At 60.3% G+C, this 20016-nt stretch carries 30 protein-coding genes; 10 read left to right on the top strand and 20 right to left on the bottom strand.

The features are described from left to right. Window positions 1-612 precede the first annotated feature (612 nt). The 3 genes from CKW40_RS18240 to CKW40_RS18250 all read left to right on the top strand — a co-directional run bounded on the left by CKW40_RS18240 (window position 613) and on the right by CKW40_RS18250 (window position 2415). Window positions 613-1170, top strand: a complete 558-nt coding sequence (locus tag CKW40_RS18240) for a hypothetical protein (RefSeq protein WP_095201265.1) — start codon at window positions 613-615, stop codon at window positions 1168-1170. Beyond that, window positions 1133-1663: a hypothetical protein gene (locus tag CKW40_RS42990; protein WP_143748322.1), complete on the top strand. Its 531-nt coding sequence runs from the start codon at window positions 1133-1135 to the stop codon at window positions 1661-1663. The genes CKW40_RS18240 and CKW40_RS42990 overlap by 38 nt, the downstream gene beginning before the upstream one ends. Window positions 1664-2199: 536 nt before the next feature. Then, window positions 2200-2415, top strand: coding sequence for a hypothetical protein (locus CKW40_RS18250; protein WP_095201267.1), 216 nt, complete (start codon window positions 2200-2202; stop codon window positions 2413-2415). 5 nt (window positions 2416-2420) lie between these two features. Here the strand turns inward: CKW40_RS18250 and CKW40_RS18255 are convergent, their stop codons facing one another. The 7 genes from CKW40_RS18255 to CKW40_RS43785 all read right to left on the bottom strand — a co-directional run bounded on the left by CKW40_RS18255 (window position 2421) and on the right by CKW40_RS43785 (window position 5945). After that, complete coding sequence (locus CKW40_RS18255; protein WP_143748323.1) at window positions 2421-2690, bottom strand: hypothetical protein; 270 nt, start codon at window positions 2688-2690, stop codon at window positions 2421-2423. Window positions 2691-2705: 15 nt separating this feature from the next. Next, a complete protein-coding gene (locus tag CKW40_RS18260; RefSeq protein WP_244571211.1) occupies window positions 2706-3440 on the bottom strand; it encodes a thermonuclease family protein in 735 nt (244 codons plus the stop codon). Between the two features lie 253 nt (window positions 3441-3693). Beyond that, window positions 3694-4293: a hypothetical protein gene (locus CKW40_RS18265; protein WP_095201269.1), complete on the bottom strand. Its 600-nt coding sequence runs from the start codon at window positions 4291-4293 to the stop codon at window positions 3694-3696. Beyond that, window positions 4290-4571: a hypothetical protein gene (locus CKW40_RS43780; protein ID WP_210200201.1), complete on the bottom strand. Its 282-nt coding sequence runs from the start codon at window positions 4569-4571 to the stop codon at window positions 4290-4292. The genes CKW40_RS18265 and CKW40_RS43780 overlap by 4 nt, the downstream gene beginning before the upstream one ends. Window positions 4572-4661: 90 nt before the next feature. Then, window positions 4662-5138 carry a hypothetical protein gene (locus CKW40_RS18275; protein WP_095201270.1) on the bottom strand — a complete coding sequence of 159 codons (477 nt, stop codon included), beginning with the start codon at window positions 5136-5138 and terminating at the stop codon, window positions 4662-4664. 145 nt (window positions 5139-5283) lie between these two features. Further along, window positions 5284-5790, bottom strand: a complete 507-nt coding sequence (locus tag CKW40_RS18280; RefSeq protein WP_095201271.1) for a terminase small subunit — start codon at window positions 5788-5790, stop codon at window positions 5284-5286. Beyond that, window positions 5790-5945 carry a hypothetical protein gene (locus tag CKW40_RS43785; protein ID WP_179298006.1) on the bottom strand — a complete coding sequence of 52 codons (156 nt, stop codon included), beginning with the start codon at window positions 5943-5945 and terminating at the stop codon, window positions 5790-5792. Before CKW40_RS43785 ends, CKW40_RS18280 begins: the two co-directional genes overlap by 1 nt. Window positions 5946-6047: 102 nt before the next feature. Here CKW40_RS43785 and CKW40_RS18285 point away from each other — a divergent pair, with 102 nt between their 5' ends. Continuing rightward, window positions 6048-6860, top strand: a complete 813-nt coding sequence (locus CKW40_RS18285) for a hypothetical protein (protein WP_095201272.1) — start codon at window positions 6048-6050, stop codon at window positions 6858-6860. 3 nt (window positions 6861-6863) lie between these two features. Here the strand turns inward: CKW40_RS18285 and CKW40_RS18290 are convergent, their stop codons facing one another. Next, window positions 6864-7154 (bottom strand): hypothetical protein, encoded by a 291-nt coding sequence (locus tag CKW40_RS18290; protein WP_095201273.1) that lies wholly within the window; start codon window positions 7152-7154, stop codon window positions 6864-6866. Window positions 7155-7182: 28 nt separating this feature from the next. Here CKW40_RS18290 and CKW40_RS18295 point away from each other — a divergent pair, with 28 nt between their 5' ends. Continuing rightward, window positions 7183-7572 carry a DUF2493 domain-containing protein gene (locus CKW40_RS18295; RefSeq protein ID WP_095201274.1) on the top strand — a complete coding sequence of 130 codons (390 nt, stop codon included), beginning with the start codon at window positions 7183-7185 and terminating at the stop codon, window positions 7570-7572. A 299-nt stretch (window positions 7573-7871) separates the two neighbouring features. Here the strand turns inward: CKW40_RS18295 and CKW40_RS18300 are convergent, their stop codons facing one another. From CKW40_RS18300 to CKW40_RS18325, 6 genes are read right to left on the bottom strand one after another with little or no spacing between them, the layout of a single operon-like run. After that, entirely contained in the window at window positions 7872-8159 is a 288-nt protein-coding gene (locus tag CKW40_RS18300; RefSeq protein ID WP_095201275.1) for a DUF6074 family protein, read from the bottom strand. Continuing rightward, entirely contained in the window at window positions 8149-8766 is a 618-nt protein-coding gene (locus tag CKW40_RS18305) for a hypothetical protein (protein ID WP_095201276.1), read from the bottom strand. The genes CKW40_RS18300 and CKW40_RS18305 overlap by 11 nt, the downstream gene beginning before the upstream one ends. Continuing rightward, window positions 8763-9119, bottom strand: coding sequence for a single-stranded DNA-binding protein (locus CKW40_RS18310; RefSeq protein WP_095201277.1), 357 nt, complete (start codon window positions 9117-9119; stop codon window positions 8763-8765). The genes CKW40_RS18305 and CKW40_RS18310 overlap by 4 nt, the downstream gene beginning before the upstream one ends. Next, window positions 9116-9580 (bottom strand): hypothetical protein, encoded by a 465-nt coding sequence (locus CKW40_RS18315; RefSeq protein ID WP_095201278.1) that lies wholly within the window; start codon window positions 9578-9580, stop codon window positions 9116-9118. The genes CKW40_RS18310 and CKW40_RS18315 overlap by 4 nt, the downstream gene beginning before the upstream one ends. 3 nt (window positions 9581-9583) lie before the next feature. Beyond that, window positions 9584-10369 (bottom strand): hypothetical protein, encoded by a 786-nt coding sequence (locus tag CKW40_RS18320; RefSeq protein ID WP_143748324.1) that lies wholly within the window; start codon window positions 10367-10369, stop codon window positions 9584-9586. Window positions 10370-10375: 6 nt separating this feature from the next. Then, window positions 10376-10582 (bottom strand): helix-turn-helix domain-containing protein, encoded by a 207-nt coding sequence (locus CKW40_RS18325; protein WP_095201280.1) that lies wholly within the window; start codon window positions 10580-10582, stop codon window positions 10376-10378. A gap of 614 nt (window positions 10583-11196) precedes the next feature. On the opposite strand from CKW40_RS18325, the gene CKW40_RS18330 reads away from it, so the two are divergent. Next, window positions 11197-11415, top strand: a complete 219-nt coding sequence (locus CKW40_RS18330) for a hypothetical protein (RefSeq protein ID WP_095201399.1) — start codon at window positions 11197-11199, stop codon at window positions 11413-11415. A gap of 141 nt (window positions 11416-11556) precedes the next feature. Here CKW40_RS18330 and CKW40_RS18335 read toward each other — a convergent pair whose 3' ends face one another. After that, window positions 11557-12189, bottom strand: a complete 633-nt coding sequence (locus tag CKW40_RS18335) for a hypothetical protein (RefSeq protein ID WP_143748325.1) — start codon at window positions 12187-12189, stop codon at window positions 11557-11559. Window positions 12190-12311: 122 nt separating this feature from the next. On the opposite strand from CKW40_RS18335, the gene CKW40_RS18340 reads away from it, so the two are divergent. The 3 genes from CKW40_RS18340 to CKW40_RS18350 all read left to right on the top strand — a co-directional run bounded on the left by CKW40_RS18340 (window position 12312) and on the right by CKW40_RS18350 (window position 13299). After that, entirely contained in the window at window positions 12312-12566 is a 255-nt protein-coding gene (locus tag CKW40_RS18340) for a helix-turn-helix domain-containing protein (RefSeq protein ID WP_095201282.1), read from the top strand. 146 nt (window positions 12567-12712) lie between these two features. Then, entirely contained in the window at window positions 12713-13033 is a 321-nt protein-coding gene (locus CKW40_RS18345; RefSeq protein ID WP_095201283.1) for a hypothetical protein, read from the top strand. After that, window positions 13030-13299: a hypothetical protein gene (locus CKW40_RS18350; protein ID WP_095201284.1), complete on the top strand. Its 270-nt coding sequence runs from the start codon at window positions 13030-13032 to the stop codon at window positions 13297-13299. The genes CKW40_RS18345 and CKW40_RS18350 overlap by 4 nt, the downstream gene beginning before the upstream one ends. Here CKW40_RS18350 and CKW40_RS42995 read toward each other — a convergent pair. From CKW40_RS42995 to CKW40_RS18380, 5 genes are all read right to left on the bottom strand, one after another. Beyond that, window positions 13290-15125: a hypothetical protein gene (locus CKW40_RS42995; protein ID WP_143748326.1), complete on the bottom strand. Its 1836-nt coding sequence runs from the start codon at window positions 15123-15125 to the stop codon at window positions 13290-13292. The two genes, CKW40_RS18350 and CKW40_RS42995, sit on opposite strands and share 10 nt — an antisense overlap. Window positions 15126-15358: 233 nt before the next feature. Beyond that, the gene (locus CKW40_RS18365) at window positions 15359-16195 is read right to left on the bottom strand and encodes a hypothetical protein (RefSeq protein WP_143748327.1); all 837 of its coding nucleotides are present in this window, start codon (window positions 16193-16195) and stop codon (window positions 15359-15361) included. Continuing rightward, window positions 16192-16449, bottom strand: coding sequence for a helix-turn-helix domain-containing protein (locus CKW40_RS18370; RefSeq protein ID WP_095201288.1), 258 nt, complete (start codon window positions 16447-16449; stop codon window positions 16192-16194). The genes CKW40_RS18365 and CKW40_RS18370 overlap by 4 nt, the downstream gene beginning before the upstream one ends. Window positions 16450-16618: 169 nt before the next feature. Then, complete coding sequence (locus CKW40_RS18375; protein WP_095201289.1) at window positions 16619-17302, bottom strand: hypothetical protein; 684 nt, start codon at window positions 17300-17302, stop codon at window positions 16619-16621. After that, window positions 17299-18453, bottom strand: coding sequence for a tyrosine-type recombinase/integrase (locus CKW40_RS18380; RefSeq protein WP_342202932.1), 1155 nt, complete (start codon window positions 18451-18453; stop codon window positions 17299-17301). Before CKW40_RS18380 ends, CKW40_RS18375 begins: the two co-directional genes overlap by 4 nt. 584 nt (window positions 18454-19037) lie before the next feature. Here CKW40_RS18380 and CKW40_RS44625 point away from each other — a divergent pair. Further along, the gene (locus CKW40_RS44625) at window positions 19038-19301 is read left to right on the top strand and encodes a PilZ domain-containing protein (RefSeq protein WP_095201400.1); all 264 of its coding nucleotides are present in this window, start codon (window positions 19038-19040) and stop codon (window positions 19299-19301) included. The last annotated feature ends 715 nt before the right edge of the window (window positions 19302-20016 follow it).

The following is a 20016-nucleotide window of genomic DNA, read 5'->3' on the forward strand; positions in this document are numbered from 1 at the left end:
TCCCCCTCAAGCGCCAGCCCCAACCGCCATAGCGTCAACCAACGATGACGAAGCGAAGTTTGATCTCACCTGGGCATCCGGTCGCGTGGACTTCGTGATTAATCCCCCATTCGGCGAGAACGCAGATTCATTTCAATTCAGAATGAATGACCCCGTCTCCCACTTCTTGCCCTACGGACAGCAAATGTGCGGGAAATTCGGCCCCTCGTTTCGCCAGTCTTTTATAGTGCGAAGCGGCATAACAGTTGATACCCTGGACCAGGCGGTAACCGTTTTTAATGGTCTTCTGCCTGGAGCAGAAATTAAGCCTTCATCAACTGATCTTGCCTTCCAAATAAATAGGCGTAAAACTTTTAGAGGTTTTGAGCTAAACCGCGTCCTCAGGTGGGAAACTAGTAGAACTGTGCTCGGTAGCATGCAATTTGGGATAGTAGGCTTGCAGACGCAAGCTCCAGTCACTGAGACACGCCTGCACGTCACGTGTGTACACGACATCAACACCGTTCCCACGCCAGAACCGCGCGGCCCAGGGGCTCAAAGACAGGTCTTGCGGCAACTATATAAGGCGGCGCAGCAAACTCTGGCCATTGGCGCAATTTCGGAGTTCAATTGATGATTGAGACCCTAGGGAACGTCACCGCAACGGATTTTGGCAAAGGCCTCGCACGGGCCGTGCTTGTCGGTGCTCCCCTCGCAGTTGCTCCGGTTAGCTCAAGCACCCCAATCGAGCAGCTGGTTCCTGTCAGGAGTGTCCTTGCTAGCCCAAACATAAGCCGACGCAAAGGCAGAAGCACCGTTGAGGCAGCCAGCTACTTTGATGTTTTGCGGGCCATTGAGAAGATTGCCTCTTTGGACCCAGATGACGAGTATCATTTGACGACGAAGGCTCGGCGCGAGGGAGAGCATCTTCTTGCGCTGCTGCGGATGTTTGATTCTGACGTCCCACGCGTCTTTTCTCAAGACTCAGACTCGCTAGTCTTCAGTTGGGATCGCACAGGAGGAAAGATCTTCTTGACTGTTTCCGATGGAAGGGCGTCATTGCTGTTGTCAACGCCGAATGAAAAAAAGATCGTGGCGACCGCTCGATTGAAGGATAGAGCCATGGTTAAGCTACTCACTCAGGCAAGCGACAATGTCGAACGATTTGCAAATTCGACTGCCGAGCGATGATCAAGTTGCGCGTTGCGCCATCTACCCGAAGTTCTTAACAGAGAATCGAGCCTTCGATCCAAGAATTCTGTTCCGCCTACAGAACAAAAAGTCCCCATTCGAGCTTTCGGTAGCGCATATGAGCGATCTGCCCGGCTCTGCGGTGCACGAGTATGGCTGCAATGCTGCCGCTATTGCAAATCAGCGGGAAGGCGCAGAAGTCAGTCATTATCTGGGCTACTATCGCCTTGCGGTGTCGGACGCGGAGGCGGCATCCAACGACATCTATGATGTTTTGGTCGTGCGGGCACCCGAACATGGTGCTGACGCCCACTGTCACATAGTCGTTTCCGAAAAGGCGGGTGTCGATCAGAATGCTCCAAAAAAAGAATACAAAGTTTTTGTGATCGACGACCTTTGGAACCGTGTGGTGGGTCCTCAAAGGCATATATGCCCGGTTGATGAAGCCGTCCGCCTTACTCTTGAAGCAATTGAACTCCCACCGCGCCCTTAATGCCCGGTTCTCCTGTCGTAGCCAGACAGATCTGCTCCCAGAATGCGATGGCTTTTCCTAATCATCGGATGCAAGTATTCGTCGAGCCCCGATTTGTGGCGAGGTACAGCTGTTCCAACACGTTGACCAGCTATTGCAGCTTCATCAGCCGCCATGGGCACGGGAGGCGCGTACTAGCCGCTCAGCAAGGCCGTTGCGACCTCGGCGCCGTGATCGGGGAGTTCGGCCCACAGCCTGGCCGCTTCCGCCTGCTCCTGCTCTGCGGTGGTCTCGGGATTCATAGTTTCGGTCCTCTCACTTGGTGCTTGCCAGGAGGCTGGCTTGGGCTCGATCCTGTTCCCGCCTGATTTCCTTGATGCGGCCGCACGGCCCGTTCATGCTTAATTGGCTTCAGGTTTCGGTCATCTCGTTTCCTGAAGCCTAGGACGCGCATTCTTTCCAGACCGCTGCCCTGCACCGCCGAAGCGTCTCTCGCGCTGTGGCGTTTCCCGCTAGGCCGCTGCATGCTGGCGCGATCAGGAGGGAGGGATCGATCTATGGCCCGGGAAGCCGATTGGCAGGATGACGATATAGTGGTCATCTCGCGCAGCCCGCTGGTTGGCAAGTTGCTGCTGATCACAGAAGATGACGAAGAGATCGAGCTTCATCTCGAGAGGGATAGCGCCGAAGCCCTGATGAGCGCGCTGGGTGCCTTCCTTATGGAGGGCGAGAGCGATGACATCCCGAGCAGGATCATCGTCGGCCGAAAGTGATCGGCCTACGTCGATTCCTGAATAATCGCGTAGACCGAAGCGGAGATCGTCTCGACAGTATCCGCGGCGCCGGAAGCTACATCTGTCAGGAAGAGGAATTGGTCGACGTTGCCGCCGGCGCCTTCCGCATCCGAGTTCATCCTCTCAGCGAGATCCTTCGCGCGTGCGAGGATCGCCTCTTTGTCTGGATGTCTCGCAATGACGTGCGCTAGCATGGCTTGCAGGAGCACGACAGAGCCCACCGTACGTCCGTCACCCGAGTATCTTTCTGCCACCGTCTCTGTCTCCCCTTAGCACAACGTCTCGCATGCCACTCCGTCGCCGTCCCGATCGAGCTTCCGGCCCCACGAGCAGTTGTGCAGATACCATTGGGCTTCGTCGCATGAACTGATTTGCGAGCAGTACCGCCGCGGCTCGCATGAATAGCCGCTCTGCGCGATCAACGGCCGGCTGAGGATGCCAAGCGGCTGGCTCGACGGCGCTTCACCGTCGGCGTGCGACGCCCGCCAGTCCCAAGGCGCTTGGAAGTTCCCGACCCACAAGCCGACCTTCGCCGATTCCGCCTTCGCCTGCTGCGGCGCATAGGCGCCATGACTGTAGCGAGGCCAATCGAGCGCCTGGCCGTGCTCGACCATCCACGCCGCCACGCTGGCACCGTCGGCGCGCCGGCAGTCACCGACATAGCGGTGATAGCGGTCCCAGGTGACGAAAGTGCACTGCACCGGCCTCGATGCGGCCAGGAAGCCATCCAGCGCCTCCGCCGATCGCCGGCCGCAGGGATATTCGAACCCTCTGGCGTCGTCGCAAAATTGTCTGCTCTCCGGCGCGTCGATTCCGTTGAAGCGGATCCGCTGCCCGTGCACCTCGATCGTGTCACCGTCGATGATAGAAGCGACGCCAGTGATCGGCTCAGGCGGTTTCGACCCGATCAAGCTCTGCAGATTGATCTCCCGCAAGCCGTCGGCGTGCTTCATGGCCGTTTGAGCGGCGAGCGCGCCGGCCGCGGCGACCGTGACGAAGATCAAGCGTTGTGGCAGGCTCGCCCACCGGAGGGCGCGCGAGCGCTTGGCGCCGGTGCGATTGCGCCACTGATCAGACCGATTGTCGTGCCGAGACCTGTCCAAGCCCTTTCCCCCGTAAGGGAGAATGCTCCCAAAAGCAGCGGCGGTCTAGCGGTCGAATTTCTAGCCGGCAGTCGCGCTCGGTAGCGCCAGACCGCGCTGGCGAGCATCGCGGCGCCGATCGCGGCGATGTAGAGCGGGACGAACGATTGCACGATCAGAGTGCCTTGAAAGCTGCGTAGCCTGCATCGGTCAGGATCAACTTGTCGGCAGAGTCAGGATATTTGTGGTGAGGGACTGTCTCCAGATATCCGCGCGCCATTAGGCGATCCTGCGTGTCTGGTCCGCAGTGCTTTACATCTCGAATGTTAACCGCGACGTTCGGCCCATATGCGGCCAACTTCTCCAGCGCCAGCCTCTCTCGTCTTTGGAGTGGCGTGCCTAGAATCGACGCCTTCCATCTCTCTTCGGCGGCTTTCTGCAGTTCGACCATTTCAGCACGGCCCATGGTGAGGGGGTCAAATCCCAACCGATCGTACCAGTCCTGTATCGGGTCTCCCTTGCGTCCCGACCCCAACGGATAGCCGCTAGGAGTTGTTGGTGTCTTGCTGCCGTTCCGATCGTCGTCCCAGCTCTCTAACTCGTCATCCAATTCAGAATCCGACGGGCCGCCGGCGGCGGCTTTGGATGCTTGGGCCTCAGGTATTAGACGAACGACCACGCCGTTGATTAGAACCTCCGCGACAAAGCCAGCCCGCGCTGCGCCTTTGCAGATGGCCGTGATCTGTCTTTGGGTGATGGCGATTTGCTTGCTCAACGTTTGGCCTTTCCCAGGTTCGCTAGTTTGATCCGCAGGGCCTCCTGCGCCGTCGCAGCCGTCGTCCGACTATCGGTTTTGCTTTCAGTTTTCACCGGACGTCGGCATGCCACCATCATCTCCTCGATGGCTCGTCGTGTGACGAAATCCTTGCGCGCGATCTGGGTGATGGTGAGACGACCCTTTGCCGCCTCCGTTCGCAGCGCAGACGGAGAAAGACGGCCGCCGAAGAACAAACGACACGCCTCGGCAAGTGTCACCGGCTCGTCCTGGCCCACATCCCTGCTCGTACGGTCAGATGTCACTTGTGCATCTCCAAGGAGGAAGGGCCGCGGTCGGCTACATCTGCCGCGCCTGAGTCGACCTGATCAACCCCAGTCGTTCGTCATCGACTTCGTGAACTCATAAGACTGGATCCTGCTGGCAAGCCGGGCTTCCTTCAATGCCGCGATGTTGACGTGGCCGTAGCGACCGTGGACGAGCATCAGCAGGACTAGGGGCAGGGCGTCGTCAGGCATGAATATCAAGCCTTCATAACCGCCTTTGACCCGATCGAGGCTGCCGACACTGATCAGGCGTTTGTTCCCGAGCCGCTGTTCTGCGCGAACTCGAGGATCGTCATGAATGCGGATATTCACGGCAAGCCCGGCCTGGGCCGCAGTAACGGCACCCTTGACGGTGGTCCCTTTGATCGAAAGCGTTCGAAGCTCGTCTAACGGATCGTGATCTTCATCCCGTCCTTTGAACTTGAAGGCGGTCCCGAGACGGTAGTCCCATTCCCAGCTATCAATGGCGACGTGAAGCCAGAAGTCGGGATCATTCAGTCCCTTTTTCGGAGGAGCCATTCGGCATTGTCGCCGGATCGTCGACCGCGATCAAGATTGCTGCTTTAGCTGGACACCGGGCGACCGTGGTTCAAAAAGTCAACGCCGCGAGTTTCCAACACGCGCTGCACAGCCTGGACACTCAGCGCCAGGTTGCGCTTCTCCGTCAGTGCTTCGTCTCGTTGTCATCTTTGTTCGCTTGGCCGGGCAGCGCGATCGGCGGCTGACCCTTCACGGCCCGCGCCTCGTTGATCATCGACGCCACCTCGAACCGCAGCTCGTCGTCGGTCATCTGGTTGAATGTCGCAGTGAGATTGACGTTGATCTCTTTCGGAGCCTCGATCCCGAGCAGACGCGCTTTGGCTACGCTGGCGGCCGTCGCCGCCGCCGACTGGCCCTGCTCATGGGCCAAGGCACGCGCCTGCTCGAGCTCCGCGCAAAGCGATTCCTTGGTGATGATGAGACTTTCCGCCAGACCTTCGAGCAGATGCCGCCGCCGATTCTGGATATCAGGCTTTTTCAGGAGTTTTGAAGACTCCACAGCAGCCGTCCTGACACTGCATTTGTAGCCTGCCCGGAGGTAAGCTGCGTACGCCGGCAAGCCTTCTGTGTAAGCCTGCACGAAGGCTTCGTGGCGCGGGTTCTTGAGCGGTCCAGACTTGCCGGCGCCCATCACTCAGCCCCCTGGTTAATCAACGCAGCCGCCCCTTCGCGCAGCAGGTCGGAAAGCGTCTGACCACGGCGACGCGCGACAACTTCCAAGGGCCTCTTTTGTCGAGGCGAAACGCGAACCTGGATGAGATTGGTCTTCGCTTCGCTGTGGGCCATGGGAACCTCCGAACCGTTTCCGTGCCGCAAGTTGTAATTACGAGGTTGTGAAAATATTCTGCGCGGTGGGGGTCGCAGTTCACTTTTGTGGGGAGGGGGAAGATGTTGCGGCTGTTTCGATGGAAGAAGAAGCTGCACCGCGACATTGCGGTGGAGCAGTTCATCGCGCATTGCGAACGTGAAGGTGCCCGGCTGGAGGCATGGCTGTCATCGGCTCTCGGGAGCTATTGCGATAGAACGGCGAAGCGGCTCACTCTCTCGGAAATTCAGAGTCGCCCCCTGGTTTCCTTTCAAGGCGGGCGGCTGCAATCGAATCCGAGAACCCTGTTCGCGGCGCACTGCTTTGCCATCGTTCTCTCCAAGGGATTGAAGGCGATGTACGACGCCGTTTCCCTTCATGGTCAAGCGCGAGTCATTGATGGGATGGTCGCAAGGCTGATCGCGGAGCAGGAAGTTGGCGCGGATCACGTCGGGCATGCACCCATTCCGCGCCCAAGAACCGGCGGGCACATCCTGTGGAGGCCGGACACGCTGGCTGGCGGCGTGGACTCGCAACAGTTGACCCTGGTCCAACGCTACCGAGGGCTCTACGGGCGATTGCGGAGCCCGGAGGATCCGCTTTCCATGCTTTGCCTTGCCTTTCGGATTGTGCCGGTGGGATCTGGGGTCGCTATCCGAGTGCTGGAAGAGGAACCGGGCTCGCGACAAGGGGACGTGGTGTATTTCAAGACTGTAGGCTACAGGGAACCCGAAGCCGATGAGGTCGACGAGTGGTCGAACCTCTTGGAGATCCTGGACGCCGACCAAGTGCTTGAGCCGCTTCCGATGGTGGTGCGGACCGCTATGTTGGCTGCGATGGATGAAGTTGATCCTTTTTGGCCAACCTTCAGCAAAACCCACACACTGACCTGGTGAGCATTATTGCTGCATTGTCATCGGGCACATGGCGGCAGCGCTGACTGTAGCGGCAGCCCGCCCGGTCGGGCAGTCGTAGAGGCAGGTCTTGTTCAACCCGTCCTCGAACTCGCCGGCCGCGTAGCAGGTGTGAGTCGAACGGGTGTTCGCGGCGACAGGTGCAGGTGCGGTTGACACAGCCTTCTGCGATCCCGCGGCCATGCCTTGCATCGCTCCAGCGATCAAATACGGTGCAGCCTGGCAGCCCGATAGCACTATGGCGACGGTGATTGCGCCGAGCATCATAGTTTTCATTGTTGCCCCCCTTGCCCAGATTTGGACAATGCCGGAGCGGCTGGCGCTCGGCAAGCTAAAGGGAGTGTGCATTTTGAAGGTACTGGTTTGCGGCGGTCGGGAATTCACCGACACCACCTTTATCCATGCAGAGCTTGATCGCCTGCATGCGCAATACCGCTTCGATACGGTCATCGAGGGGGACGCGAGGGGTGTGGACCGCATTGCTGGCGAATGGGCGCACATAAAGGGCATCGATCTGGTTGAGTTTCCCGCCGACTGGAAAGGTGAAGGTCGGCATGCGGCACTGATACGCAACGAACGAATGCTGCGTGATGGCAAACCCGACCTCGTCATCGCCTTTCCTGGTGGCGGCGGGACCGCGCACACATGCTTCCACGCGGAGCAGCTCGGTATCCCTGTGATCAGGCTTGCCTGATCGAACGAAGGACACGCGCAACTATCGAAGAGTGGGCCGGCCCTTTCCATCTGAGACCGCATGCCGCCGCTCCCCTGCCGCCAGGTTGCCGTCGCTGTCCAGCATCGTGACCAGATCTTCGGTCGCAACGGCTGCACAAGTATCGCTGTACATACAAAACGAGGCGCACGCCGCGTGCCTCGCGCGCGCGGAGTTAGCGCCCTACGATGATGCGGGGCTTCGCCCCTGCACCCCACAAGGGACTGAGTCCCTTGACCCATGCCGACCGCTGCGCGGCCGGTTCGGTGCACTCCAACGGGTCATGCCGCACCTTCTGGCGTTGAGCGATATTGCTTTGGAAGTTGAAGGGCCCGGCTGACTGCCGCGGCGTAACGGCTGATCTCGGCGTCGATTTCCTTCGGCGTGGCGCCAAGGCGGTCAAGCCTCTTCCGCTCCTGAGCGACATGCATCGACCAATACCGCTGTCCGGCTCGATACGACCTTGCATCCAGCGCTGCCGCGATCTTCCGGATCGTGTTGACACGGCGATGCAGCGGGAAAGCGCACACGATCGCCGGCGTTTTCGAATTGAAGAGGTCAAGCTGCATCGGCGCCGCCCTTCTTATGGTCAATGGTGATGGGACCACTGGTGTCCAGATCGCCGGGACCACTGGTGTCCAGATCGACCTCCGAGCGATCGGGACCACTGGTGTCCAGATCGAACCTGACCTCAGGAAGCACAATCGAGGCCGGCAATTCGGTCGGAATCGATAATCGGATGGTGCGAGTTCGGAAGACCTGAGTACCCGCCTTTCGCCATCCCATTTGGACAATCACGATGCCGAGCGCTTCGGCCTGCGCAACGTCGCGGGTGACGGTCTTCTCTGCGCATTGGCCAGCCCTGGCAGCGAGGTCCGCGTTGCTCAAGCAGATCGTCCCGGTCGCCCAGTTCATGACCTTCTTTGCAACTGCCAGAAATCGAAAGCTCCCGCCATCGGCGTGAACGATCTGCATGGCGACGTCGTGCCAAGCGTCAAACAGGTCGTAGCGATGTTTGGCCACTGTTGGCCACCGCAGCGGCTGGCTGTCGACCTTCGCGACCAAGGTTCGCCGGATGCCCGTTGATCTCGCCGGATGAGTGTCCCCGGCGGCGGGGTCGAAGGCGCTGTTGGCAATCCCGGTTTTGATGCGCGCCGCAGGTTTGGCAGGGCTCATTCTGCGCCCCCTGGTGCCAATTCGTGCCCTCGCTTCGCTCCGCCAGTCGGCCGAACCGACCGGCTGGAAATCAGCGAATCGGCTACGATTTGAAGCTGCTCGCGCTTCTCGCCAGTTGGCGCTGTCCAGGTGCTGCGCTGGACGCGGCCTGAGACGCTGATCAGGTCGCCTTTGGCATGCCGGAGGAGATCTTCAGCCACGCGGCCGAAGGCTATGACGCCGACCCACAAGGGCGGAGCATCGTGGTCATCAATGGCGACGGCGATGGATGCCACCGCCATCGACTTTCCTGACTTCGTCGCGATCGACCGCGGATCTTGGGCGAGGCGGCCGTAGGCGCTGGCTTGCATCATTGGCCCGCCCTCGCTGTGATGAAGCCCCGCCGGTGCGCCATTCGCTCGCGACTATAAGACCGAAGTTCGCGCGCGTGGGCTCGGCAGCCCAATGCCATCGCGTCGAGATCTTTCGCGCGGTCTTCGATCTCTTCGTCGGTGATCTGGTCTACGGGAACTAGGACGACTTCGCCGCCTCTCAGGACGGTGTAGGCCGTCTGCAAATGGTCGAAACCGGCCAGAACAAGTTGCTGGTCGGCCGGTGCTGGCTTGGCATCGTACTTTCCAACACACCGCTTGACGACGTCCTTGACGTGGGTGAAGGCACAGATGCGATAAAACTCAACATCCGGCCCTTCTATCCCGGATTTCGAGGCGATGATCTCGTGGGTCACCCAGTCGACCACGACGGTTTCGCCGCGCTCGATCTTGTCGGCAATGATCCGGCGGACCTCGCTGTAAACGCTGTTTTGCTGGGTCATGGCTCAGATCCTCGCCACGATGCGATCTGTGACAGCATCGATTGACGCGATGACCGCACGTAGCCGCGCGATCTCGGATGGTGGCAGGATCGGAAGGGCCCGCTCATGGTCGAGGGCGGCAATGTCCTGGGCCGCATATTCCCAGCCGCCCACATAGTGCATCGCCCGATTAAACTCTTCGGGGCTCCTTCCCTGCAGGTCGAGGACCGGCTTTGTCGGCCTCTTGCCCTGCTCGGCCAAAGCGGTAACTGTCGGCGGGTTCGAACTCTCGACCTGTTGCTCGAATTCTTCCGCAGGGACGTTGGCGACCCGGATGGCCTGCTTCGTTTGGTGCGGCGACATGCCGGCGTCACGAGCCGCTTCAGTGCGCGTCACTTCGGGTGGGCGGCTACCCGAAGTTGCGAGGTCGTTTCGTGCGCCCTGCTGAGACTCGATCTGCTTGAGAAGTTCCCCGGCCCGGCGGATGGCGCGATCGCGGATGCGCACGGCCATTTTCATTAGCCCGCTGTCGTTCGCCTGCTTAGCGTAGGACGCGAGCGCAGCGGCCTTATCGGCCCAATCCTGGCATTCATCCAACTGAGCGCAGTTCGCAAGCGCCGTCCTGGCGCTCGCATAGCTCTGCGGGAGACGCGCCATACTGATGGCTGTCGATGCCGTTGATTTCGCGCCCGCGGCATCTTGCCCAAGCGCGTTCGGATGGCTATTTTCGCAACTGTTCGAGCCGCCAAGCTGAACAATTTCTCGAGCCGCCGGTGTCGCCAGCACCGGCGGTTTTGCGTTGTGGGACATGGAGGATCACGCGGCCTCCGTATCCAGCAGGTCGGCGAAATGCCGACGCAAGGCCGAGCGGGTCGTAACCCATCGGCTGTCGAGCTTCCTGGCAGGGATCCTACCTTTCTCCAAAAGCCGGGAGGCGGTACGCTCGCTCAGGCCCAGGGTGCGCCCGATGGCCGCGGCGCCCAGAATGAGGTCGAGTTCAGGCGAAGTCGTGTCGTGCTGCATCGTAAAACATCCCTAACGACGAGCGGCCCGGGAGTCTTGCCCGGGTCGCTGGTGGGGGATGCTTGAAGCGGATGCCTGGAACGCTTGTCGGGCTAAGCCGTCGCCGATTGGGCCCGGAGCGTTCGGGAAGGGGTCCGCGAGGGGCGTCCTTATCGAACACGGCTTCTTCCCCGGGAGGCTCCCGTGACGCGACGGCACCCAGGGCGTGTCCGGAGGAAGGACCGCATGGGGGAATGTAGGAACACGCAGCGCTTCGTGCAAGGAATTCGCGGCGTTTCAGCACAAACTTTCGAGCCGGCCATGGAAGCTTCTGGGAGTGCGGAAATGAGGCTGCACAGCCCCGCTTATTCGCCAAAAATTCGACGCATGGCGCGAATGATCCGCTAAGGTGCTGTTTTAATTGCGTTCACTGGAACTGAGGAGCACTCTGTTTGCGCCTTAGCCGGGCGTGGACGCGGGAGTTCCGGCACCAGCCGGGTTGTCAGAATTCTTCTTCCAGTACTGCTGCTGGCGCTTGAAGCTCTTGTTGGCCTCGGGGGCGAAAGCGTCTAACCAGCCTTGCGTTTGTAGCCTGGTCGCCCGATAGTCCGCGTCGGGGTGCGTTGCGAGTGATCATGGTCGGCGAGTACCTGGACCATCTCTTGGAGTGCCCATATTGCGGCACGATCCGGCTGCAGATTCCGAAAGGCGCCCAACCCTCAACACCGATCAACTGCGCCGATTGCGGCGAGTATCTTGGCACATGGGATGAACTTCAGACTGATTTCGAGCGCCAAGGTGGAAACAGCGGGGTGTTCCGCCTGGAAAAGGGGCGCATCCGAAAGCTCGATTGAGAGGCAGTCAAATTTCAACCTGAGACACTCCCCGGGTCGGCGAGGAACTGGTCCATCACCCCGCGCTCGAAGGCGAGCGCCAGGTAAGAGTTCATCCCCCGCCAACCGGTATCTGCGCAAATCTGGCCTGGACTGGCTTGGCTAGCTGACAGGCAACCCTCCCTTACGGGCAATGCGGGCAATATCGCCCATGACCCAGTCGAGATCGCTGCCATCGAACTCCCAGACCCGGTGCACTCGCGCCTTCGCGGCAAGATCTTCGAAGGTGTGCGCACGGCACCGGATGACCCGATCGGCTGCGGCCGAAACGCGGCCGTGCTGGCCCTGATAGGCCCGATCGATCTTGGTGAAACCGGTCCGCCGCCGAATAGCCCATTCGGCTTTGTTGTAGGCCCGGATGGCCTCGTCGAATTCGAGGCGCCCAGGAAAACGCCATTCAGGCATTTCGGCGACAGTTATCTTCCGCCAGGCTTCTAACTCGGCCGCGGTATGCTCACGCATTACCGGTTTGACCAGTTTGGCGCGCTCTTCAAAGTACCGGCGCTCCGCAGCGGCGTGATCCGGCTCCATGGCCCGAAGCTTGTTCCATTCGAGATAGAAGGCTGCCTCGAGACCGGGAAGCTTGCTGGACGGCTGATCAGACGTGGCGTGAGCGTGAGGCGCTACCGCAAGAGCAACGGCAGCGGTTGAAGCAGCCGCGAGACCGAGAAGCAGGCGGCGGCGGTTGACATCGGGCATACCTTCGGCGGCTGCCCGAACAGTGGTGTTCGGCATTGCTCTAGCTCCTACTTGGGTTTGGCACCCCATTTGCGGGGTAATTTAACCATGGGGGCGTTTGCCTCTTGTGTCAACATCTTTCTGTGTATAAAACCCAAGTATCGATATGAGGAGAACAAATGCCAGTCACCGGGAACCAGATCAAGGCCGCTCGCGCGCTTGCCGGGATGGATCAGAAACAGCTTGCCGAGGCCGCTCGCGTCGGCATCAACACCATTCGAAACTTCGAGGGCTGGAACGACCAGATAGTGCGCGGCCGGCTCGACACGATGAACAATATCTACGCAGCCCTAGCGAATGTTGGCGTGGTCTTCCTGGAAGACGGCCAGGTCTCGAACGATGGCATAGGCGTCAGGATGGTTCGAAAGCCATGATCGATCCCACTCCGCGCCGGCCGATGTCGCCGAAGCGTCGGCACCACATCTCTTCGGAGAACTGCACCGGCCACAACGTCGCGCCGTGCTGCCTCTGCTGCGGCGAGCCGATCCACCGCCACGAAGACCCACTGGAGGAATGATCGATGACGAGGATTGGCGTGGCGCTGATGGCGTTTATGTGGGCGGCGCCGGCGTGGGCGGGATGTAGTAACTATGTCGACGGATCGACCGATGGCCCGGCGCCGCGCGCGAAGATTTGCATCGCAGGCTTTTGTGAGGAGACCGCACAAGAGTACGAATGCGGCAATGCATTCGGCGGTCAGTGGGGCTATCTGAACGGCTTTACGATCGACGTGAAGAAGGACGGATCCGTGTCGGCAGCCAAGAATGGGTTCGAGGTCGACATCAGTCGGGTCGAGTGCTCAGGGGCGTGCTTCACGGTGCCGAAGCGGAACAATCAATGATGCGGATCGGAGTGGTACTGCTGGCGCTGACGTGGGCGGGGCTGGCCCTCGCCGGTGATTTCGACGCCAAGAAAGCGGCGGCGCTATGGGACGATGCTAATATGCAGTGCCGCCAGGGCGAAACTAAGGAAGGCCCTATAACGAACGAAGAGTCAGACCGGCAATGCCAGCGCCGCGAGGTTCTGACAATCTTGCTGCAGACACACCATTATTGCTTCGATGTGCACGAGCAGGAATGGGGTAAGTGCAAGGCCGGTCAGGAATAGCCGGGCGTGTCGTAATTCCACCGCTCTGCCGGTGTCGGCCGTTTGGTCGGATCGACGAACTTGATGTAGCGGTCCTCGAAGGATTTGCTCTCTTTCGGCACCGTAGACGTGTTCTTGAACTGGTCCCTGCCGCTGCTGCCTGCTCTGTTGGCGCCGCTATCCGACCCGGCCCCAGCGCCCTCTCCTGTGACGAATGAACCGACCAGACGATCACCAAGCGTAGGATTGCCGGTGAGCGCCAGCCCGCCATTGACCAGGCTGACCGGCGTACCGATGCCGGGGATCATGCCAAGCCCAGCATCGACGGCACCGGCGGCGATCTTCTCGGCGAGCGAGCGTTGCCGGGGCGGTGCAGGAGGAGCAGGAGCGGCCGTGGGTGCGACTGCCGGCGCGGACGTAGGCGCTCGTGCTGGCGCTGGTGCAGCCGTCGGCCCGGCAAACGTAGGCGCTATGCCGTTCCCGACGACTTGCCCCTTATAGGTTCCAGGTGGCAGGCCGCTCGGGTCGTTCTGCTGCTGCTTCGAGGGAGCCTGTGGGCCCGACACACCGCGCGGCGAGTTCATGCCGCCGAAAGAGGGTGTGCTCGTCGACGGGGCGCTCGTCGACGACTTGCCGCCCATGTAGGTTGAAGAAAACCGATCGGTGCCGGTGGTCGTCGTGGTGTAGCCGGTATTGCCTTCGACGCCTGTAATCGCCTTAGCCATGGCGGCCCGCTGCGCAGATGTCAGCGAAGACATCGGTGTGTCCTTCGATACACCGATCGCCGATGCCACCCTGCTGACATAGGATGCGGTGTTGTTCTCATTGGGAGGCGCATAGGAGCTGATCGCGCCCTCCACCGTTTTGCTCATATAGCTAGACTTGCCGAGTAATGAGCCGATTGCCTTGATGCCATCCTCCTTGCTGGAGAAAACAGCGAAACTGCCGTCTGTACCGGCATAGCCCGGCTGGCTCTTGGCCCATTGGCCGTCTCGAATATTGCCAGGATTGTTGTTTCGCGATGCGCGATCCCCTTGGCGTCGCTCCTTCAATCCATTGTTGAGCTCGACTTCAGTCCAGCCGGGTCCGGCAGCAACGACCGATTTGACCTCCTTGCCCCAGTCGGCCATGTCGTTCATCGACTTAATTTCAGACGTGCGCGCCTGCTGCGCCAAATCAGCGTCACGGGAGGTGGTGTTGACCATGCCGCCGCTGACCGGCGAACCGACACCTCGAGGCGAGTTCAGTCCGCTGAACGTTGGGCTGTTGTTGTTGGTGGATGCGCCGGTCGTGTTTGTGTTGCTCGACGCTCCGGGCCCGGCACCAGTTCCGCGGTAGCCGGCGGAGTTGAGCCCGCCTCCAACGGAGGTTGATCGGTTCGCCGATGCTCCCGGGCCCGCGCCGCTGGCGCGATTCCCGGCGGAGTTAAGGCCAGAATTCCCGCCTGAGCCGCCCAGGCTCGAATTGTTCATACCGGCCGGCGAGTTGCCTCCGCCGAGACCGTTGCCGCCGCCCATGCTATTGGAGTTGCCGCCCGATCCGCTTGACGACGAGCCGCCGCCGGATGTGCTTCTATTGCTAGATGCCCCAGGTCCAGCGCCACTCGCGCGGTTGCCGGCCGAGTTCAGGCCGCCGTTGTTGCTGGAACTGCTATTCGTACCGTTGTACCCACTGCCTGTGGTGCTTCTGTTAGACGATGCTCCCGGGCCTGCTCCACTCGCACGATTCCCGGCGGAGTTAAGGCCGCCCCCCGCACCGCTGTCGCTGCCCTTTTTCTCGCCAACGCTCACCGCCAAAGCCCAGAGGCTAAACGGGACATCGCCAGCTAGGCTGATCAGGCTGCGCATGGATCATGCCCCCTGCTTGACGATGCGTCCAAGCTCGATGAACTGCCACCGCTCGACGAACTCGACCCGCCGCCGGCACCGGGCCCCGGTCCATGCTCCGATGGCGAGTCCTGCCCGCCCATGCCTGAGTAGTTGTCGGATCCCATGGATCAAGCCCTCTGCTGCTGTCAAGTTGGCCCGCCAAGCGGTAGTGTCTCAGTAGACACTACCCGCCAACCATCCAGATTGAATGGTTACCACACCCACCCGTCGGTTATCATTGCGGTGGCGCCGCTGCTGCCGCTGATGCTTATTGTTTTATCCGGCTGGGTCGGCAGATGATTGTCGTAGGCAATCACACACTGATAGCCCGAAACTGGACTGAGCTGGCTGCGCTTGGTGCAGCCGGAAACGGTCAGGGTTGCCGCGGAATTCTGTACGCCAACAACTATCAGTGTGACGTCGTTCCACCCGTGCGGATCGTTGATCGTCAGCGTATCCGAGATGGGCGACGTATTTTTGAAATTCCCGTTCGATCCGCCCGATACCTGATCGTTGCTGCCGATCATGGAAAAGACGATGACGGAACAGTCCAGGGCGATGTTCGTCGTGAAGGAAATGGTCCCAGATGTGCCGCTCGGGTTGAAGCTGTTGCTCTGGACGCCGGAGAAAATGGCGCTTGCCTGCGAGCCCGTATAATACCAGAAGTTCAGGGTAGAAAGAGCCCCGGAGACGCCGCCGACGGTGAAGTTGGTGATTTGGACATTGGCGGGGACAGAGGCACCAGCGGTCTTCCCATGAGCGATAACATAAACAAGCAGCCGGCGATTGGTGTATTCGGGACCGAAATTCACGCCGGTAAAAGTATGGCTGGTCGAAACCCCGCTGGGGCCAGTCGTGTCCGCGATCTTGAGGGCGGTCTTGTTGGCGAAGCTCGTCGGGAACACGATGCTGCTGGCTGTAGTCAAATCAGCAAGCCACCAGGGTCGAGGATCGGATTTCTGGAATGTGTATGGGAAGGTCAGTTTGACACTGCCCGATCCTAGTTCGGCCACGACATCTGCCGGTTGAGGTGTGGCTCCGAGCGTCATCCCGCCACCGTCAGCGTGCCGTCGCCCTTCGCCGCGGCCTGATTGTCATTGGTATCGTCCCGGTCTTTCAGGGACCGAGCGGGCAACGCACGAAGGAAGGTTTCCAGGTCTTCACGCAGGATGACCGTGCGCCGGCCGAATTTTCGGGCGAGAAGCTGTCCATTGCCGATTGCGGAAAAAATCAGCGTGCGGCCGATGCCGGACACTTTCGCTGCTTCCTCGACGGAAAAGCCGAGTTTTTCGATTTCGTTCATTGTCGTGCTCCACGGGGCGTCGAAATTCGTGGGCGACAATGAGGCGGCGGCGCCGAAAAAAGTCTGACGCCCGAAAAAGTTCCACGGAAATTCAAAATGCTCTTCCCGTCGGGGCTACCGGAGCATCTCGCGGACTTGCACCAAGAACTCTTCCTTGGTTAGCTCGTCCTCATCCCTTGCTGGGCTTCAGCGGCGCGTACCCGGGGCGGTATGAGCGGCGACGCTCACGTACGGTTCCGTCGAACATCGACCTCGCTTGGCGCAGGGCTTCCCACTCAGCGTTCGTCAGCTCGTCTTCCGACTTCGGGTCGGCCGGCTTCGGCGGCGTGGGAGCGGCCTTCTGATCGGGCTGCTCGGTCCACTGCGCGCCTTCTGCCGCCTTCGCCTGGCCTTGCACATCACCTAGGCCGATTACGCTGGTCTTCTTCGGGACCTGCCGCGCTTCGACTGTCATGCTCCCCTCATGGTCGACGGCATAAAGGTCGAGCCCTCGGGCGCTGGCTTCCTTGCGTGCCTCCTGCACGACGAGCATGATTTCTTCGTCTCGGCGCGCGCCGTACAATCGGTTTTCGAGGGTCCGCCCATTCTCACGGTTCCAGCACTTGAACCGCCTAGAAGTGACCAGGATCCGCACGGCTGCCCTATCGGAACACTGCCGCTCAGTAATGACGCGATCGGCATCGAGGATTAATGCGATGTCTTTCTCGTAGTCCCGCGGGCGGCCACTCCTGCGGCGCTTGTGCGGCCGAAAGCCCGGCTCGGGTTTCACCATGAGGGCCCTCAGGAGTGCGATGAAACCCTCGGCGGATGGCTCGATACCGAAGTGCTCGTTCAACTTGTCCAAATCGGTCATGGCCGGCCCGCGATCTGGATGACATTTCCATCGCCTTGGGCCGGCACCAGCGGAACCACTGCCGCCGCCGCAAGGTCTTCGAGGCCATCGGCAATCCATCGGCCATAGTGGCGCTCGATCATGGGTACAGACGTGTCGTGCAGTGCAGCGACAAGCCGTATCGGCAGATTTGCCCTAATGCCGCGCACGATCGAGCTGTGCCGCAGGCTGTAGGGGATCACGGTCGGCATCTTTGCCCTGGCCCGGATCTCCTGCCAAGGGCGCTGCATTTCACTGGCGAACTGCCATGCGCCACGGCCGGCACGCTGCCACTCTATCGAGCCCTTCACCTGTTCGCTGCGCCACCGCTCCAGTAGGTTTTCATCATTGCCTCGGCCTGTCGTCGCCGGCAGAAGCGCGTCCAGAACATCTTTGCCCACCGGGTGCGGCGTGCTCGCGATCTTGCCTCCTCTGCCCTTGCGCGAGCTCGGAACCATGAGGCGCCCCTGGGTTCGCTGCACATCGCCGACTTTCATCCTGGCGATCTGTGAGAAGCGGGCGCCGGTTGCGGCCAGCACCACGACAAACCGGAACAGGTCGCCATCCCAATCTTGTTCTGCATCGACTTCGCGAGCGGCGGCAATGATAGCCCCGACCTGACCATCGGAAAGGATCTGATTGTCACGGGCAAGCGGAACGGCCTCGTCGCTGTCTAGCTTTTCTGCCTTGAGGCCATGCTTGATGATGGCCGGCAGCGTTGGGTCCAGTCTCTCCCGATGGGCGGCATATGCCCCATTGAGCGCCGCCTTGAGGTCGTTGATAAGCCGTTGCTCGGTCGAGCCCTTCAACTCGTCTGGCAGCCCCTTCCGCCATTCCAGCAGGTCGCTTTCCTTCAGACCGTGAAGCGCCACGCCTGCCAGCGCCGCGACGGGCAGTGCTTTCTGCTTGCCGCGCTTCTCCTGGCCGAGAATGTACCGGCTAAGCCGCCTGCCGGCGTCCGAACGTATGGTGCGGCCGGCCCTTCTGCTCTCGCGCGCATCGCGGTCGGCGATGTAGGATTCGACAACCAGGCGCACTGTCAGCACAGGCCCGGCGGCCTCGGCCTTAGCCTCCCGGCGCGCCTGATCGACGATTTGGCGAGCTCGCGCCTCGGCCTGGAGGAAGGTCAGCAAGCCGTCCGTCGGCTTGTCGTTGAGGTCATTGGCAGGGCCGACGGGCGCTTGCCTGTAGTTCGCGCCTGGCCCCCAATTGCGCCACCGGGCAAACCAGACACCGCCCCGCTTGCCTTTGCGATACCAGACAGCAGCATCGGCATCGAGCCGACGCGCATACTCACCCGGCCCCAGCTTCGAACGGGCATTCGCAGTGGTGATCGGCATTTCCTTCAGGGTCTTCGCCATGCCGCGCCTCCGCCGTTTTCGATAACACATCGAATATACGTCGAATATATATCTACGTACAGCGACGAACGGAAAAGAACGAAATGCTTGCGTCATCTGGATTTATACGAACGACGGCGGACACTTGAGCTAGGAAAACTCGTCCCTCTCACGGCGGGAACAGGGGTTCGATTCCCCTTGGGCGTACCAGAGATTTCAAGCACCTGCTAAAACCGTCAAATATGCCTTCCGTGAAGGTCATTTTCGCTTAGCCGCATACGCCCCATTCGGCCGCTGGCTCCGGCCGGCGGGCTTGTCGTTTTGGGAACCATTTAAGCGCAAGCTAAATGAATCGCGGTGTTTCGAGGAATGAGACGATGAGCAGCGGCCCGGACGATCCGCCAATTGAGCGACGCTCGCATCTTCGGAGTGCTGTCCTAAAAGACGGGACCATCATCACTGAAGATGCGACCATCCGGTGCTCCGTCAGAAATCAGCACGCTCACGGTGCCGAGCTACGAGTGGATCCGGGCGTGGTTATTCCTGACCGGTTCGTTCTTCACGTCCCTGCGGATGACGCTAGATATCGTGCCGTCGTGCGGTGGAGAAAAAACGAGCGGCTTGGTGTGCAGATCTATTGAAACAGGATGCGGAAAGTGGCTGTGTCTAAGAAGACAGCCCTAAACTGTCGGCAAGGATCGTGATCCGGGCTAGGCCATGGGAATACTTCGACCGAGATCTAAGCCAAAAAAGGCTTACCCAAATAGCGATCGGTTCGGCGAGGACGGCCGGCGCATTTACAGTGCCTATGCCGCCGCAGACGGAAGGCCAGTCAAACGAGGCAAGCGCCGCCGCTTGCCGTTGCTTATCAGCGGAGCGTCGGTAGCCGCCATTGTGGGTCTCTTGATGTACTTGATAGGGGCTGGCTAACCAGCCAGCGCATGCCCACCCTTTTCATCAAAGTCTAATGATCGGGACAGCGCACTGGAAAGCACGTGCGGTAACTGTTGATTCAACCATTGCTGGTATTCTAGACGAGTGTGGTAGCGGCTCCGACAGTGCGGCGGGGGCTGGGTTGCCGGAGCCGCCTGCGCGGTCAGGTTGGGGTTGACCGCGCTGTTCCAAAATAGGACAGCGCGGTCAACGATTCGTTAAAATTTCGCGGCCCTAATTAAGTTCACGCTAATGAACAGCAGTTTGCGAGTCGGTGCGATTTCTGGGAAAAATGAACACATTAGAGCAGGTCTTCGCTCGTAGAGCATTTCACCGTTTCATGGAAACGGCGAACCGCTCTAACTCTTTGTTTTGACGCAATTCCCAAGGGAAAGCGCTACGCGCTTTTCCCGGGAAAACCGC

The organism is Mesorhizobium carmichaelinearum, from assembly GCF_900199455.1.
In the GTDB taxonomy this organism is placed as follows: domain Bacteria; phylum Pseudomonadota; class Alphaproteobacteria; order Rhizobiales; family Rhizobiaceae; genus Mesorhizobium; species Mesorhizobium carmichaelinearum.